This is a genomic window from Pseudomonas batumici (assembly GCF_036585405.1).
GTDB classification, from domain to species: domain Bacteria; phylum Pseudomonadota; class Gammaproteobacteria; order Pseudomonadales; family Pseudomonadaceae; genus Aquipseudomonas; species Aquipseudomonas batumici.
The window spans coordinates 4,505,548-4,522,755 of record NZ_CP144470.1 but is presented as its reverse complement, the minus strand read 5'-3'; the positions used below and the strand labels follow the sequence as shown (position 1 = coordinate 4,522,755).

Genomic DNA, 17,208 nt, shown 5'->3' with positions numbered 1-17,208 from the left:
CTTACTTAGCAGCTTTTTTACGAGGCGCTGGTGCTTGTGGTTTCAGTTCTTCTTGGCGACCACCAATTACTTCGCCTTTGAAAATCCAAACCTTCACACCGATCACACCATAAGTGGTGTGAGCTTCGTAGGTGGCATAGTCGATATCGGCACGCAGGGTGTGCAGTGGCACACGACCTTCGCGATACCATTCAGTACGTGCGATTTCAGCACCGCCGAGACGACCGCTCACTTGGATTTTGATGCCTTTGGCACCAATGCGCATGGCGTTCTGTACGGCGCGCTTCATGGCGCGACGGAACATCACACGACGCTCCAGCTGCTGAGCTACGCTCTGGGCAACCAGCATACCGTCGAGCTCCGGCTTGCGGATCTCTTCGATATTGATGTGCACAGGCACACCCATTTGCTTGGTCAGGTCCTGACGCAGTTTCTCAACATCTTCACCTTTCTTCCCGATAACGATACCTGGACGAGCGGTGTGGATGGTGATGCGTGCAGTTTGAGCCGGACGATGGATATCGATACGGCTTACGGACGCGCTTTTTAGTTTGTCTTGGAGGTACTCACGCACATTCAGATCTGCGAGCAAATAGTCCGCATAAGTCCGACCGTCTGCGTACCAGACGGAGGTGTGCTCCTTGACGATTCCCAGGCGAATGCCAATGGGATGTACTTTCTGACCCATCTCTTCGACTCCGTTACTTGTCAGCAACCTTGACAGTGATATGGCAAGACCGCTTGACGATGCGATCAGCACGGCCTTTGGCACGTGGCATGATGCGCTTCAGCGAACGCCCTTCGTTGACGAAAACGGTGCTGACCTTCAGGTCATCAACGTCTGCGCCTTCGTTATGCTCGGCGTTGGCTACGGCCGACTCCAGCACTTTTTTCATGATCTCGGCGGCTTTCTTACTGCTGAAAGCCAACAGGTTGAGCGCTTCGCCCACCTTCTTCCCGCGGATCTGGTCGGCGACCAAGCGGGCTTTCTGGGCGGAGATTCGAGCGCCCGACAACTTAGCGGCTACTTCCATTTCCTAACCCCTTAACGCTTGGCTTTCTTGTCAGCCACGTGCCCACGATAAGTGCGGGTACCGGCGAACTCGCCCAGTTTGTGGCCGACCATGTCTTCGTTCACCAGAACGGGGACGTGTTGACGACCGTTATGCACAGCAATGGTCAGACCGACCATTTGTGGCAGGATCATGGAACGGCGCGACCAGGTCTTAACTGGTTTGCGATCGTTCTTCTCCGCCGCCACTTCGATCTTCTTCAGTAGGTGAAGATCGATAAAAGGACCTTTTTTCAGAGAACGTGGCACTGTCGTATCCCTCTATTTACTTGCGACGACGGACGATCATATTGTCGGTACGCTTATTACCACGAGTCTTCGCGCCCTTAGTCGGGAAGCCCCACGGCGATACCGGATGACGACCACCAGAGGTACGACCTTCACCACCACCATGTGGGTGGTCAACCGGGTTCATGGCAACACCACGAACGGTTGGGCGAACGCCACGCCAGCGCTTGGCACCAGCTTTACCCAGGGAACGCAGGCTGTGCTCGGAGTTCGAGACTTCGCCCAGCGTTGCACGGCATTCCGACAGCACTTTACGCATTTCACCGGAGCGCAGACGCAGGGTCACGTAGACACCTTCACGAGCGATCAGCTGAGCCGAAGCACCAGCGGAACGAGCGATCTGTGCACCTTTACCCGGCTTCAGTTCGATGCCGTGTACGGTGGAACCCACTGGAATGTTGCGCAGCTGCAGAGCGTTGCCTGGCTTGATTGGAGCCAGAGCGCCTGCGATCAGCTGGTCGCCAGCACTCACGCCTTTAGGGGCGATGATGTAGCGACGCTCGCCGTCTGCGTACAGCAGCAGAGCGATGTGAGCGGTACGGTTTGGATCGTATTCGATACGCTCGACAGTGGCAGCGATGCCATCTTTGTCGTTGCGACGGAAGTCGACCAGACGGTAATGCTGCTTATGACCACCACCCACGTGACGTGTAGTGATACGGCCATTGTTGTTACGACCACCAGACTTCGATTTTTTCTCGAGCAGCGGTGCGTGAGGAGCGCCTTTATGCAGCTCCTTGTTGACCACCTTGACCACAAAACGGCGGCCAGGGGAAGTCGGTTTGCATTTAACGATTGCCATGATGCACCCCTTCCTTACTCAGCACTGCTGCTGAAATCGAGATCTTGGCCTGGCTGAAGGGAGATAACTGCCTTCTTCCAGTCATTACGCTTGCCCAGACCGCGAGCAGTGCGCTTGCTTTTACCCAGAACGTTCAGGGTAGTCACACGCTCTACTTTCACGCTGAACAGGCTTTCGACGGCCTTCTTGATTTCCAGCTTGGTTGCGTCAGTCGCAACCTTGAAAACGAACTGACCTTTCTTGTCTGCCAGGACCGTAGCCTTCTCGGAAACGTGCGGGCCAAGCAGAACTTTAAATACGCGTTCCTGGTTCATCCCAGCAGCTCCTCGAATTTCTTCACGGCCGACACGGTGATCAACACCTTGTCGTATGCGATCAGACTAACTGGATCGGAACCCTGTACGTCACGGACATCGACGTGCGGCAGGTTACGAGCAGCCAGGTACAGGTTCTGATCAACAGCGTCGGACACGATCAGAACGTCGGTCAGACTCATGCCAGTCAGTTTGTTCAGCAGGTCTTTGGTTTTCGGCGTTTCAACAGCGAAATCCTGAACCACGACCAGACGATCAGTACGCACCAGCTCAGCAAGGATGGAGCGCAGTGCTGCGCGATACATCTTCTTGTTCAGCTTCTGGGAGTGATCCTGAGGACGAGCTGCGAAAGTGGTACCGCCGCCACGCCAGATTGGGCTACGGATAGTACCGGCACGAGCACGGCCAGTACCTTTCTGACGCCATGGGCGCTTACCGCCACCGGAAACGTCGGAACGGGTCTTTTGCTGCTTGCTACCCTGACGGCCGCCAGCCATGTAGGCCACGACTGCTTGGTGAACCAGCGTCTCGTTGAATTCGCCGCCAAATGTCAGTTCGGAAACTTCGATCGCTTGAGCGTCATTTACGTTTAATTGCATGTCAGCTTCCCCTTAACCGCGAGCCTTGGCTGCTGGACGTACAACCACGTTGCCGCCAGTAGCGCCAGGAACAGCGCCCTTGACCAACAACAGATTGCGTTCAGCGTCCACGCGCACTACTTCGAGGGACTGCACGGTCACGCGCTCAGCGCCCATATGACCGGACATTTTTTTGCCCTTGAATACACGACCAGGAGTCTGGCACTGGCCGATAGAGCCTGGAACGCGGTGGGATACGGAGTTACCGTGGGTGTTATCTTGCCCGCGGAAATTCCAGCGCTTGATCGTACCCTGGAAGCCTTTACCCTTGGACTGACCGGTTACATCAACCAGTTGACCAGCGGCGAAGATTTCAGCCTTGATCAGATCGCCGGCCTGGTACTCGCCTTCTTCAAGACGGAATTCCAGAACGGTACGACCAGCGGCAACGTTCGCTTTAGCGAAGTGGCCAGCTTGAGCGGCGGTGACACGCGAAGCACGACGCTCGCCGACAGTGACTTGCACTGCACGATAGCCATCGGTTTCTTCAGTTTTGAACTGGGTGACGCGATTCGGCTCGATCTCAATGACCGTAACCGGAATGGAGACACCTTCTTCGGTGAAAATACGGGTCATACCGCATTTACGACCGACTACACCAATAGTCATGTTGTAAACCTCATGAGTGTACGGGGCTTTCACCCGCTATGGCCGCCCATTTCAGAGCGTTACACGACTAAGACCGAGTCTTAGCCGAGGCTGATCTGCACTTCCACACCTGCCGCAAGATCAAGCTTCATCAGCGCATCAACGGTTTTATCCGTTGGCTGGACGATGTCCAGTACACGCTTATGAGTACGGATCTCGTACTGGTCACGCGCGTCTTTGTTGACGTGCGGGGAGACCAGAACGGTGAACCGCTCTTTACGGGTAGGCAGTGGAATTGGACCACGCACTTGAGCACCAGTACGTTTCGCGGTTTCCACGATTTCCTGGGTGGATTGGTCGATCAGGCGATGGTCAAAAGCCTTCAACCTGATACGGATTTGCTGATTTTGCATTGGATTTCAGACTCCGGCTGCTATTCCCACCGAGCGCAATACGCCCGTTAAAAGGAGGCGCAATTCTATAGACGCCCCAGATAGGTGTCAACCTAATAAAAAAACCCCCGCTGGGCGGGGGTTTTCTCAAAGCATCGAAGCTGGCTCAGAGAGCAGCTTATTACTCGATGATTTTGGCTACGACGCCGGCGCCGACGGTACGACCACCTTCACGGATAGCGAAACGCAGGCCGTCTTCCATCGCAATGGTCTTGATCAGGGTGACAGTCATCTGGATGTTGTCACCTGGCATTACCATTTCAACGCCTTCTGGCAGCTCGCAGTTACCGGTCACGTCAGTCGTACGGAAGTAGAACTGTGGACGGTAGCCTTTGAAGAACGGAGTATGACGGCCGCCTTCTTCCTTGCTCAGAACGTAGACTTCTGCGGTGAACTTGGTGTGCGGCTTGACCGAACCTGGCTTGACCAGAACCTGGCCACGCTCAACGTCGTCACGCTTGGTACCACGCAGCAGAACGCCGCAGTTCTCGCCAGCACGACCTTCGTCGAGCAGCTTACGGAACATCTCAACACCGGTGCAGGTGGTGGTGGAGGTGTCACGCAGACCAACGATTTCCAGGGCGTCTTGAACGCGAACGATACCGCGCTCGATACGACCGGTCACAACAGTACCGCGACCCGAGATCGAGAACACGTCTTCGATTGGCATCAGGAATGGCTTGTCGGTCAGACGAACTGGCTCTGGGATGTAGCTGTCCAGGGTTTCAACCAGTTTACGAACGGCAGAGGTGCCCATTTCGTTGTCGTCTTTACCTTCCAGCGCCATACGCGCGGAACCGATGATGATTGGAGTGTCATCACCTGGGAAGTCGTAAGTGCTCAGCAGGTCGCGCACTTCCATCTCAACCAGTTCCAGCAGCTCAGCGTCGTCTACCAGGTCAGCCTTGTTCAGGAAAACCACGATGTACGGAACGCCTACCTGACGGGACAGCAGGATGTGCTCACGGGTTTGTGGCATCGGACCATCGGCGGCCGAGCAAACCAGGATCGCACCGTCCATCTGGGCAGCACCGGTGATCATGTTCTTCACGTAGTCAGCGTGACCTGGGCAGTCAACGTGAGCGTAGTGACGAATGTTCGAGTTGTACTCAACGTGCGCGGTGTTGATGGTGATACCGCGAGCTTTCTCTTCTGGAGCGCTGTCGATCTTGTCGAATTCAACGACTGCAGAACCGAAAACTTCGGAGCAAACGCGAGTCAGAGCAGCGGTCAGAGTGGTTTTACCATGATCAACGTGACCGATGGTGCCAACGTTGACGTGCGGTAGGGAACGATCAAATTTTTCTTTAGCCACGACAATTAACTCCTAGCCTAAAGGGCTGAATCAGCCTTGTTTTTTAACGAGAGCTTCGACGATGTTCGACGGAGCTTCGGAGTATTTGGAGAATTCCATAGAGTAGCTCGCGCGACCCTGGGACATGGAACGAACGTCGGTCGCATAACCGAACATCTCGCCCAACGGAACCTCGGCGCGGATCACCTTGCCGGAAACCGTGTCTTCCATACCCTGGATCAGACCACGACGACGGTTCAGGTCACCCATCACGTCACCCATGTAGTCCTCAGGTGTTACAACTTCTACCTTCATGATCGGCTCAAGTACAACACCGCCGCCCTTGGACGCGAGTTGCTTGGTCGCCATGGAAGCAGCCACCTTGAACGCCATCTCGTTGGAGTCGACGTCGTGGTAAGAACCATCGAACACAGTAGCCTTCAGGCCGATCAGCGGATAACCGGCAACAACGCCGTTCTTCATCTGCTCTTCGATACCCTTCTGGATAGCCGGGATGTATTCCTTCGGAACCACACCGCCCACTACTTCGTTCACGAATTGCAGACCTTCCTGACCTTCGTCAGCAGGTGCAAAACGGATCCAGCAATGGCCGAACTGACCACGACCGCCGGACTGACGAACGAACTTGCCTTCGATCTCGCAGTTCTTGGTGATCTTCTCACGATAAGAAACTTGCGGTTTACCGATGTTGGCTTCTACGTTGAACTCGCGCTTCATGCGGTCAACGAGAATGTCCAGGTGCAACTCACCCATACCCGAGATGATCGTCTGACCAGTCTCTTCGTCGGTTTTGACGCGGAAAGATGGGTCTTCCTGAGCGAGTTTGCCCAGAGCGATACCCATTTTTTCCTGGTCATCCTTGGTCTTAGGCTCAACGGCAACCGAAATAACCGGCTCCGGGAAGTCCATGCGAACCAGGATGATTGGCTTGTCAGCGGAGCACAGGGTGTCACCGGTGGTGACGTCCTTCATGCCGATCAGGGCCGCGATGTCGCCAGCGCGTACTTCCTTGATCTCTTCACGGGTGTTGGCGTGCATCTGCACCATACGACCCACGCGCTCTTTCTTGCCCTTGACCGAGTTGATCACGCCGTCGCCGGAGTTCAACACGCCCGAGTAAACGCGAGCGAAGGTCAGGGTACCCACGAATGGGTCGGTAGCGATCTTGAACGCCAGAGCCGAGAACGGCTCGTTGTCGTCTGCATGACGCTCCATGGCGATGTTCTCGTCATCCGGGTCGGAACCCTTGATGGCAGGAATGTCGACCGGCGCAGGCAGGTAGTCGATAACGGCGTCGAGAACCAGGGGAACACCCTTGTTCTTGAAGGAAGAACCGCAAACAGCCAGAACGATCTCACCAGCGATGGTACGCTGACGCAGAGCGCCCTTGATTTCCTCGATGGAGAGCTCTTCGCCTTCGAGGTACTTGTTCATCAGCTCTTCGTTGGCTTCGGCGGCAGCCTCAACCATGTTGCTGCGCCACTCTTCAGCCAGCTCCTGCAGCTCAGCAGGGATAGCTTCGCGACGAGCAACCATGCCCTTGTCGGCGTCGTCCCAGTAGACGGCTTCCATGGACATCAGATCGATCTGACCCTGGAAGTTGTCTTCGGAACCGATAGCCAACTGGATAGGCACCGGAGTGTGACCCAGACGCTGCTTGATCTGACCGACTACGCGCAGGAAGTTTGCGCCGGCACGGTCCATCTTGTTCACGTAAACCAGACGTGGAACACCGTACTTGTTGGCCTGACGCCATACGGTTTCAGACTGAGGCTCAACACCGGAGGTACCGCAGAACACCACGACCGCACCGTCGAGTACACGCAGCGAACGCTCTACTTCAATGGTGAAGTCAACGTGGCCGGGGGTATCGATGATGTTGAAGCGGTGTTTCGGGAACTGCTTGGCAGAACCTTCCCAGAATGCGGTGGTCGCAGCGGAGGTAATGGTAATACCCCGCTCCTGCTCCTGCACCATCCAGTCCATGGTCGCGGCGCCATCATGCACCTCGCCCATTTTGTGGTTTACGCCCGTGTAAAACAGGACGCGCTCGGTGGTCGTGGTTTTACCCGCGTCCACGTGAGCAACGATACCAATGTTCCGGTAGCGTTTAATATCGGTTGTACGAGCCATAAAGCCCTCGCAAAATGAGTGACGCTAAAATTAGAAGCGGTAGTGCGAGAAAGCCTTGTTGGCTTCAGCCATACGGTGCACGTCTTCACGCTTCTTAACTGCAGCACCTTTACCTTCAGCGGCGTCCAACAGTTCGCCAGCCAAACGCAGAGCCATGGACTTCTCGCCGCGCTTGCGGGCGAAGTCTACCAACCAGCGCATTGCCAGAGCGTTACGACGGGACGGACGAACTTCGACCGGAACCTGGTAAGTAGCACCGCCTACACGGCGCGACTTCACTTCGACCAGCGGAGCGATGGCGTCGAGTGCTTTCTCGAAGAGTTCCAGGGGGTCACCGTTCTTGCGCTCTTTCACTTTTTCCAGCGCGCCATAAACGATACGCTCGGCCACGGCTTTCTTGCCGCTTTCCATCACGTGGTTCATGAACTTGGCGAGAATCTGGCTACCGTATTTCGGATCGTCCAGAATCTCACGTTTGGCTGCTACACGACGTCTTGGCATTGATAAGCCCTCAAACGGTCTTCAGGTTAGCCCGGGAACATGACACCCAGTGGATGCAAGCCCGACCTTACTCTTATCGACTCAGAAAAATAAAAATCAGTTACTGCAGCAAACGGCCGATTACTTCGGACGCTTGGTACCGTATTTCGAACGACCTTGGTTACGACCTTTGACGCCGGAGGTATCCAGGGAGCCGCGAACGGTGTGGTAACGAACACCTGGCAAGTCTTTTACACGACCGCCACGGATCAGCACCACGCTGTGCTCTTGCAGGTTGTGGCCTTCACCGCCGATGTACGAGGAAACCTCGAAACCGTTGGTCAGGCGCACACGGCATACTTTACGCAGTGCCGAGTTAGGTTTTTTCGGCGTGGTGGTGTACACACGGGTGCACACGCCACGACGTTGCGGGCAGTTCTGCAGCGCAGGTACGTCGGATTTCTCGACGATACGCTTACGCGGCTGACGTACCAGCTGGTTGATAGTTGCCATCTACTAGCTCCACTGTTGTCTTGCGACGCTATTGTCTTGCAAGAAAAGCAAAATGGCAGGAACGAACTCCCGCCAAATTTAGGGGTACAAGAGTCTAAAGAGGATCTTGCCCCCAGTCAAGACAAGGCCCCGGCCTCCTCACGCCGGCCATCGCAACAAAAATGTCGCGATGGCGTTGGCGGAGGCTACCAGGGCCCTGTTCTCACTATTGCAGAACTCAGTTACCGCTTGAGTTCAGCGCTTCGGTCAGTGCAGCTTCCACTTCACTGGCGCTTACGCGCAACGGTTTGTCCGCATCACGGCGACGCTTGCGCTCGCTGTGATAAGCCAGACCGGTACCGGCCGGGATCAGACGACCCACGACCACGTTTTCTTTCAGGCCGCGCAGGTAATCGCGCTTGCCGGTAACGGCCGCTTCGGTCAGTACGCGGGTGGTCTCTTGGAAAGAGGCCGCGGAGATGAACGACTCGGTCGACAACGACGCCTTGGTGATACCCAGCAACACGCGAGTGAACTTGGAAATGAACTTGTCTTCCGCGTTCAGACGCTCGTTTTCCACCAGAACCTGGGTCAGCTCCATCTGGTCGCCCTTGATGAAACTGGAGTCGCCCGACTCGGAGATCTCAACTTTACGCAGCATCTGACGCAGGATGGTCTCGATGTGCTTGTCGTTGATCTTCACGCCTTGCAGACGGTAAACGTCCTGGATCTCGTTGACGATGTACTTGGCCAGCGCGCTCACACCCAGCAGACGCAGGATGTCGTGCGGATCGCTCGGACCGTCGGAGATAACTTCGCCGCGGTTCACTTGTTCGCCTTCGAAGACGTTCAGGTGACGCCACTTCGGAATCAGCTCCTCGTACGGATCGCTACCGTCGTTCGGGGTAATGACCAGACGGCGCTTGCCCTTGGTCTCTTTACCGAACGCGATGGTGCCGCTGACTTCAGCCAGAATCGAGGCTTCTTTCGGACGACGGGCTTCGAACAAGTCGGCAACACGCGGCAGACCACCGGTGATGTCGCGGGTTTTCGAAGTTTCCTGCGGGATACGCGCGATAACGTCACCGATCGCGATCCGCGCACCGTCCGCTACACCGACCAGGGCGTTGGCTGGCAGGAAGTACTGAGCGATTACGTCAGTGCCTGGCAGCAACAGATCCTTGCCGTTGTCGTCGACCATCTTCACCGCAGGACGGATGTCCTTGCCAGCTGCCGGACGGTCTTTCGCGTCGAGTACTTCAATGTTGGTCATACCGGTCAATTCGTCAGTCTGACGCTTGATCGTGATGCCTTCTTCCATGCCCACGTAGGTCACGGTACCTTTCATTTCGGTAACGATCGGGTGAGTGTGCGGATCCCACTTGGCCACGATAGCGCCAGCGTCGACCTTGTCACCCTCTTTAACCGAAATCACCGCACCGTACGGCAGCTTGTAGCGCTCGCGCTCACGACCGTAGTCGTCGGCAATCGCCAGCTCACCGGAACGGGATACCGCAACCAGGTGACCATCCACGCGTTCAACGTGCTTCAGGTTGTGCAGACGGACGGTACCGCCATTCTTCACCTGAACGCTGTCGGCCGCCGAGGTCCGGCTTGCCGCACCACCGATGTGGAACGTACGCATGGTCAGCTGGGTACCCGGCTCACCGATGGACTGGGCAGCGATAACGCCGACCGCTTCACCGATGTTCACCTGGTGACCACGTGCCAGATCACGGCCGTAGCACTTGGCGCAGATGCCATAACGGGTTTCACAGCTGATCGGCGAACGCACGATCACTTCGTCGATGCTGTTCAGCTCGATGAATTCAACCCACTTCTCGTCGACCAGGGTGCCGGCAGGAACGATAACGTCCTCGGTACCCGGCTTGAATACGTCACGGGCGATGACTCGACCCAGAACGCGCTCACCCAACGGCTCTACAACGTCGCCGCCTTCGATGTGCGGCGTCATGAGCAAGCCTTGCTCGGTGCCACAGTCGACTTCGGTTACCACCAGGTCCTGCGCCACGTCTACCAGACGACGGGTCAGGTAACCGGAGTTCGCGGTTTTCAACGCGGTATCCGCAAGACCCTTACGAGCACCGTGCGTGGAGATGAAGTACTGGAGTACGCTCAAACCTTCACGGAAGTTCGCGGTGATCGGCGTCTCGATGATGGAACCGTCCGGCTTGGCCATCAGGCCACGCATACCGGCCAGCTGACGGATCTGTGCAGCGGAACCCCGCGCACCCGAGTCGGCCATCATGTACATCGAGTTGAAGGATTCCTGCTCGACTTCGTCGCCATGACGGTCGATGACCTTCTCTTTCGAGAGGTTGGCCATCATCGCCTTGGACACTTCGTCGTTCGCCTTGGACCACAAGTCGATGACTTTGTTGTACTTCTCGCCCTGGGTTACCAGGCCGGAAGCGTACTGGCTTTCGATTTCCTTCACTTCGTCGGTAGCGGTACCGATGATGCGGGCTTTTTCATCCGGGATAACGAAGTCGTTAACACCGATGGAAACGCCGGAAATGGTCGAATAGGCAAAACCGGTGTACATCAACTGGTCAGCGAAGATCACGGTCTCTTTCAAACCAACCACGCGGTAGCACTGGTTGATCAGCTTGGAGATCGCCTTCTTCTTCATCGGCAGGTTGACGACGTCGAACGACAGACCCTTTGGAACCACCTGGAACAGCAGCGCACGACCGACAGTGGTGTCGACGATACGGGTGTTCTGGACGCTGCCGCCATCACGGTCGTTCACGGTTTCGGTGATACGAACCTTGATCTTGGCGTGCAGCGCGGCTTCGCCGGCGCGGAATACGCGGTCGACTTCCTGCAGGTCCGCGAAGACACGACCTTCGCCCTTGGCGTTGATCGCTTCACGGGTCATGTAGTACAGACCCAATACAACGTCCTGCGACGGAACGATGATCGGCTCACCGTTGGCTGGCGACAGGATGTTGTTGGTCGACATCATCAACGCACGCGCTTCCAGCTGGGCTTCCAGCGTCAGCGGTACGTGCACGGCCATTTGGTCGCCGTCGAAGTCGGCGTTGTACGCAGCACAGACCAGAGGGTGCAGCTGGATAGCCTTACCTTCGATCAGTACCGGTTCAAACGCCTGGATACCCAGACGGTGAAGGGTCGGTGCACGGTTGAGCAGTACGGGGTGTTCGCGAATCACTTCGGCGAGAACGTCCCAGACCTCTGGCAGTTCGCGCTCGACCATTTTCTTGGCCGCTTTGATGGTGGTCGCCAGACCACGCATTTCCAGCTTGCCGAAAATGAACGGCTTGAACAGCTCGAGGGCCATCTTCTTCGGCAGACCGCACTGGTGCAGACGCAGGGTCGGACCTACGGTAATTACCGAACGACCGGAGTAGTCAACGCGCTTACCGAGCAAGTTCTGACGGAAACGACCTTGCTTACCCTTGATCATGTCAGCCAGGGATTTCAGAGGACGCTTGTTCGAACCGGTGATGGCGCGACCGCGACGACCGTTGTCCAGCAGGGCATCCACAGCTTCCTGCAGCATGCGCTTTTCGTTGCGCACGATGATGTCAGGCGCGGACAGGTCCAGCAGGCGCTTCAGACGGTTGTTACGGTTGATCACCCGACGATACAGATCGTTGAGGTCGGAAGTCGCGAAGCGACCGCCATCGAGCGGAACCAGTGGACGCAGGTCTGGCGGCAGAACCGGCAGAACGGTCAGCACCATCCACTCTGGCAGGTTGCCGGAACCCTGGAAGGCTTCCATCAACTTCAGACGCTTGGACAGCTTCTTGATCTTGGTTTCGGAGTTGGTTTGCGGAATTTCTTCGCGCAGACGGCCAATCTCGTGTTCCAGGTCGATCGCGTGCAGCAGCTCGCGGACAGCTTCGGCACCCATGCGGGCGTCGAAGTCGTCACCGAACTCTTCGAGGGCTTCGAAGTACTGCTCGTCGTTCAGCAGCTGGCCTTTTTCAAGGGTGGTCATGCCTGGATCGATAACGACGTAGCTCTCGAAGTAGAGAACGCGCTCGATATCACGCAGGGTCATGTCCATCAGCAAGCCGATACGGGACGGCAGGGACTTCAGGAACCAGATGTGGGCAACCGGCGAAGCCAGTTCGATGTGCGCCATGCGCTCACGACGAACCTTGGCCAGGGCGACTTCAACGCCGCACTTCTCGCAGATCACACCGCGGTGCTTCAAGCGCTTGTACTTACCGCACAGGCACTCGTAATCCTTGACCGGGCCAAAGATCTTGGCGCAGAACAGGCCGTCACGCTCAGGCTTGAACGTACGGTAGTTGATGGTTTCCGGCTTTTTAACTTCACCGAACGACCACGAACGGATCATCTCAGGCGAGGCCAATCCGATACGGATGGCGTCGAACTCTTCGACTTGACCCTGGTTTTTCAGCAAATTCAGTAGGTCTTTCAAGGCCTTTCCTCCTGGCGGAGCAGAGAGCGGGCAGTACGGCCCCGCTCTCGATTCGCGTCACGTGTTATTCGGTTTCCAGATCGATATCGATGCCGAGGGAACGAATTTCCTTGATCAACACGTTGAAGGACTCGGGCATGCCCGGCTCCATACGGTGATCGCCGTCCACGATGTTTTTGTACATCTTGGTCCGACCGTTCACATCGTCCGACTTCACTGTGAGCATTTCTTGCAGAGTGTATGCCGCGCCGTATGCTTCCAGCGCCCAGACCTCCATCTCCCCGAAACGCTGACCACCGAACTGCGCCTTACCACCCAGCGGCTGCTGGGTAACCAGGCTGTACGAACCGGTAGAACGCGCGTGCATCTTGTCGTCTACCAAGTGGTTCAGCTTCAGCATGTACATGTAGCCAACGGTGACCGGACGCTCGAACTTGTTGCCGGTACGACCATCGAACAGCTGCATCTGGCCGCTTTCCGGCAGGTCCGCCAGTTTCAGCATGGCCTTGATTTCAACTTCCTTGGCACCGTCGAACACTGGGGTGGCCATTGGCACGCCAGCTTTGAGGTTATGCGCCAGGTCCAGGATCTCCTGGTCGGAGAAACTGTCCAGGTCCTCGTTGCGACCGCCGATCTCGTTGTAGATCTCGTGCAGGAACTTACGCAGGTCAGCGACCTTGCGCTGCTCCTCGATCATGCGGTTGATCTTCTCGCCCAGACCTTTGGCCGCCAGGCCCAGGTGGGTTTCGAGGATCTGACCGACGTTCATACGCGAAGGTACGCCCAGCGGGTTGAGAACGACGTCGACCGGGGTGCCATTGGCATCGTGCGGCATGTCTTCAACCGGCATGATCACCGAGACCACACCCTTGTTACCGTGACGACCGGCCATCTTGTCGCCCGGCTGGATGCGACGACGGATTGCCAGGTAGACCTTGACGATCTTCAGGACGCCCGGAGCCAGGTCATCGCCCTGCTGCAGCTTGCGCTTCTTGTCTTCGAACTTGTCGTCCAGCATACGGCGACGATCAACGATGTAGGCCTGGGCCTTCTCGAGTTGCTCGTTCAGCGCGTCTTCTGCCATGCGCAGCTTGAACCACTGGCCATGCTCAAGACCATCGAGCACTTCGTCGGTGATTTCCTGGCCTTTCTTCAGGCCAGCACCGCCTTCGACCTTGTGGCCAACCAGCGCGGCACGCAGACGTTCGAAGGTCGCGCCTTCGACGATGCGGAACTCTTCGTTGAGGTCCTTGCGGATCTCGTCCAGCTGGCTCTTCTCGATGGACAGCGCACGGCTGTCGCGCTCGACGCCATCACGGGTGAAGACCTGTACGTCGATGACGGTGCCCTTGGTACCGGTCGGTACACGCAGGGAGGTGTCTTTGACGTCGCTGGCCTTCTCACCGAAGATCGCACGCAGCAGTTTTTCTTCCGGAGTCAGTTGGGTCTCGCCTTTCGGAGTGACCTTGCCGACCAGGATGTCGCCCGGGCCGACTTCGGCGCCGACGTAGACGATACCGGCTTCGTCCAGCTTGTTCAGTGCGGCTTCACCCACGTTCGGGATGTCCGCAGTGATTTCCTCTGGGCCAAGCTTGGTGTCACGGGCCACACAGGTCAGTTCCTGGATGTGGATCGTGGTGAAACGGTCTTCCTGAACAACGCGTTCCGACAGGCAGATGGAGTCTTCGAAGTTGAAGCCGTTCCATGCCATGAAGGCGATGCGCATGTTCTGACCCAGTGCCAGTTCACCCATGTCGGTGGACGGGCCGTCGGCCATGATGTCGCTGCGCTGAACGCGATCACCCTTGCTCACCAGCGGACGCTGGTTGATGCAGGTGTTCTGGTTCGAGCGGGTGTACTTGGTCAGGTTGTAGATGTCGACACCGGCTTCACCGGTTTCAACTTCGTCATCGGCAACACGAACCACGATACGGCTGGCATCGACGGAGTCGATCACGCCGCCACGACGGGCCACGACGCAAACGCCGGAGTCACGGGCAACGTTGCGCTCCATGCCGGTACCTACCAGCGGCTTGTCGGCACGCAGGGTCGGTACAGCCTGACGCTGCATGTTGGAACCCATCAACGCACGGTTGGCGTCGTCGTGCTCGAGGAACGGGATCAGCGACGCTGCAACCGAGACAACCTGCTTCGGCGAAACGTCCATCAAGGTGACGTCTTCCGGCGCCTTGACGGTGAACTCGTTCAGGTGACGTACGGCTACCAGCTCGTCGACCAGCACTTTCTGCTCGTTCATGGTCGCCGAAGCCTGGGCGATCACGTGATCGGCCTCTTCGATGGCGGACAGGAACACGATCTCGTCGGTGACCAGGGCGTCTTTCACCACACGGTACGGGCTTTCCAGGAAGCCGTACTGGTTGGTGCGCGCATAGGCGGCCAGGGAGTTGATCAGACCGATGTTCGGACCTTCCGGCGTTTCGATCGGGCAAACACGACCGTAGTGCGTCGGGTGTACGTCACGGACTTCGAAGCCGGCGCGCTCACGGGTCAGACCACCTGGGCCGAGTGCGGAGACACGACGCTTGTGGGTGATCTCGGACAGCGGGTTGTTCTGGTCCATGAACTGGGACAGCTGGCTGGAACCGAAGAACTCTTTCACCGCCGCAGCCACTGGCTTGGCGTTGATCAGGTCTTGCGGCATCAAGCCTTCGCTTTCAGCCATCGACAGGCGTTCCTTGACCGCGCGCTCAACGCGCACCAAGCCAACACGGAACTGGTTCTCGGCCATTTCGCCTACGCAGCGAACACGACGGTTACCCAGGTGGTCGATGTCGTCGACGATGCCTTTGCCGTTACGGATGTCGACCAGGGTCTTGAGGACCGCGACGATATCGTCCTTGTTCAGCACGCCCGAACCTTCGATCTCGGTACGACCGATACGACGGTTGAACTTCATCCGGCCGACCGCGGACAGGTCATAGCGCTCAGGGCTGAAGAACAGGTTGTTGAACAGGGTCTCGGCGGCATCCTTGGTCGGCGGCTCACCAGGACGCATCATGCGATAGATCTCGACCAGCGCTTCCAGTTGGTTGCTGGTGGAGTCGATCTTCAGCGTGTCGGAGATGAACGGACCGCAGTCGATGTCGTTGGTGTACAGCGTTTCGATGCGAACGACCTGGGCCTTGGCGATTTTCGCCAGGATCTCGGTGTTCAGCTCGGTGTTGCATTCGGCCAGGATTTCGCCGGTAGCCGGGTGCACGATGACCTTGGCGGTGGTGCGGCCCAGGACGTAGTCCAGCGGCACATCCAGCTCTTTGATCCCGGCTTTTTCCAGCTGGTTGATGTGGCGAGCGGTAATACGACGGCCCTGCTCGACAATCACCTTGCCTTTGTCGTCCTGGATATCGAGGACGGCGATTTCACCGCGCAGGCGCTGAGGCACCAGCTCCAGGCTCAGGCTCTCGCCCTTCACGTGGAAAACGTTGGTGGTGTAGAACGCGTCCAGCACTTCTTCGGTGGTGTAGCCCAGTGCGCGCAGCAGCACGGAAGCCGGCAGCTTGCGACGACGGTCGATACGCACGAAGACGCAGTCTTTCGGGTCGAACTCGAAGTCCAGCCACGAACCGCGGTAAGGAATGATCCGCGCGGAGTACAGCAGTTTGCCGGAGCTGTGCGTCTTGCCGCGGTCGTGGTCGAAGAACACGCCCGGGGAACGGTGCAGCTGGGAAACGATCACGCGCTCGGTACCGTTGATCACGAAGGTACCGTTCTCGGTCATCAGGGGGATTTCACCCATGTAGACTTCTTGCTCTTTGATGTCCTTGATCGCTTTGTTCGACGATTCTTTGTCGAAAATGATCAGGCGCACTTTTACCCGCAAAGGTACGGCGTAAGTCACACCGCGCAATACGCATTCTTTGACATCAAATGCCGGTTCGCCCAGACGATAACCGACGTACTCCAGCGCAGCATTGCCGGAGTAGCTGATGATCGGGAAAACGGATTTGAAGGCCGCATGCAGGCCCACGTCGCGGAACTGATCTTTAGTCGCTCCCGCCTGCAAGAATTCACGATACGAATCCAGCTGGATGGCCAGGAGGTACGGCACATCCATGACGTCCGGCAACTTGCTAAAGTCCTTGCGGATACGTTTTTTCTCAGTGTATGAGTAAGCCATCAGCGTTCCCCAGCTTGGTCACCTGCTTGTTTGGCCCCTCCCCGACAGGAGCAGCCAG

Annotated in this window: 14 protein-coding genes; all 14 read right to left on the bottom strand. The window is 57.1% G+C overall.

What is annotated here, in order from left to right:
• Position 1: 1 nt before the first annotated feature.
• Entirely contained in the window at positions 2 to 688 is a 687-nt protein-coding gene (rpsC, locus tag NUH87_RS20525) for a 30S ribosomal protein S3 (RefSeq protein WP_007924192.1), read from the bottom strand.
• A gap of 13 nt (positions 689 to 701) precedes the next feature.
• Positions 702 to 1,034 carry a 50S ribosomal protein L22 gene (rplV, locus tag NUH87_RS20520; protein ID WP_003103908.1) on the bottom strand — a complete coding sequence of 111 codons (333 nt, stop codon included), beginning with the start codon at positions 1,032 to 1,034 and terminating at the stop codon, positions 702 to 704.
• 11 nt (positions 1,035 to 1,045) lie between these two features.
• Positions 1,046 to 1,321: a 30S ribosomal protein S19 gene (gene rpsS / locus NUH87_RS20515; protein ID WP_002555486.1), complete on the bottom strand. Its 276-nt coding sequence runs from the start codon at positions 1,319 to 1,321 to the stop codon at positions 1,046 to 1,048.
• 16 nt (positions 1,322 to 1,337) lie between these two features.
• Positions 1,338 to 2,162 carry a 50S ribosomal protein L2 gene (gene rplB / locus NUH87_RS20510; protein ID WP_040071278.1) on the bottom strand — a complete coding sequence of 275 codons (825 nt, stop codon included), beginning with the start codon at positions 2,160 to 2,162 and terminating at the stop codon, positions 1,338 to 1,340.
• A 14-nt stretch (positions 2,163 to 2,176) separates the two neighbouring features.
• Positions 2,177 to 2,476, bottom strand: coding sequence for a 50S ribosomal protein L23 (gene rplW / locus NUH87_RS20505; protein ID WP_002555488.1), 300 nt, complete (start codon positions 2,474 to 2,476; stop codon positions 2,177 to 2,179).
• A complete protein-coding gene (gene rplD, locus NUH87_RS20500) occupies positions 2,473 to 3,075 on the bottom strand; it encodes a 50S ribosomal protein L4 (RefSeq protein WP_040071279.1) in 603 nt (200 codons plus the stop codon). Before rplD ends, rplW begins: the two co-directional genes overlap by 4 nt.
• A gap of 12 nt (positions 3,076 to 3,087) precedes the next feature.
• Positions 3,088 to 3,723: a 50S ribosomal protein L3 gene (rplC, locus tag NUH87_RS20495; RefSeq protein ID WP_024778327.1), complete on the bottom strand. Its 636-nt coding sequence runs from the start codon at positions 3,721 to 3,723 to the stop codon at positions 3,088 to 3,090.
• An 80-nt stretch (positions 3,724 to 3,803) separates the two neighbouring features.
• Positions 3,804 to 4,115, bottom strand: a complete 312-nt coding sequence (gene rpsJ, locus NUH87_RS20490) for a 30S ribosomal protein S10 (protein ID WP_003186070.1) — start codon at positions 4,113 to 4,115, stop codon at positions 3,804 to 3,806.
• 160 nt (positions 4,116 to 4,275) lie between these two features.
• Positions 4,276 to 5,469 carry an elongation factor Tu gene (tuf, locus tag NUH87_RS20485; protein ID WP_338522484.1) on the bottom strand — a complete coding sequence of 398 codons (1,194 nt, stop codon included), beginning with the start codon at positions 5,467 to 5,469 and terminating at the stop codon, positions 4,276 to 4,278.
• Between the two features lie 30 nt (positions 5,470 to 5,499).
• A complete protein-coding gene (gene fusA, locus NUH87_RS20480; protein ID WP_040071284.1) occupies positions 5,500 to 7,602 on the bottom strand; it encodes an elongation factor G in 2,103 nt (700 codons plus the stop codon).
• Positions 7,603 to 7,632: 30 nt separating this feature from the next.
• Complete coding sequence (gene rpsG / locus NUH87_RS20475) at positions 7,633 to 8,103, bottom strand: 30S ribosomal protein S7 (RefSeq protein ID WP_040071285.1); 471 nt, start codon at positions 8,101 to 8,103, stop codon at positions 7,633 to 7,635.
• A 120-nt stretch (positions 8,104 to 8,223) separates the two neighbouring features.
• Positions 8,224 to 8,595 carry a 30S ribosomal protein S12 gene (gene rpsL / locus NUH87_RS20470; RefSeq protein WP_003186084.1) on the bottom strand — a complete coding sequence of 124 codons (372 nt, stop codon included), beginning with the start codon at positions 8,593 to 8,595 and terminating at the stop codon, positions 8,224 to 8,226.
• 217 nt (positions 8,596 to 8,812) lie between these two features.
• Positions 8,813 to 13,012: a DNA-directed RNA polymerase subunit beta' gene (rpoC, locus tag NUH87_RS20465; RefSeq protein WP_338522483.1), complete on the bottom strand. Its 4,200-nt coding sequence runs from the start codon at positions 13,010 to 13,012 to the stop codon at positions 8,813 to 8,815.
• Positions 13,013 to 13,076: 64 nt separating this feature from the next.
• The gene (rpoB, locus tag NUH87_RS20460) at positions 13,077 to 17,150 is read right to left on the bottom strand and encodes a DNA-directed RNA polymerase subunit beta (protein ID WP_040071287.1); all 4,074 of its coding nucleotides are present in this window, start codon (positions 17,148 to 17,150) and stop codon (positions 13,077 to 13,079) included.
• Positions 17,151 to 17,208: the final 58 nt, after the last annotated feature.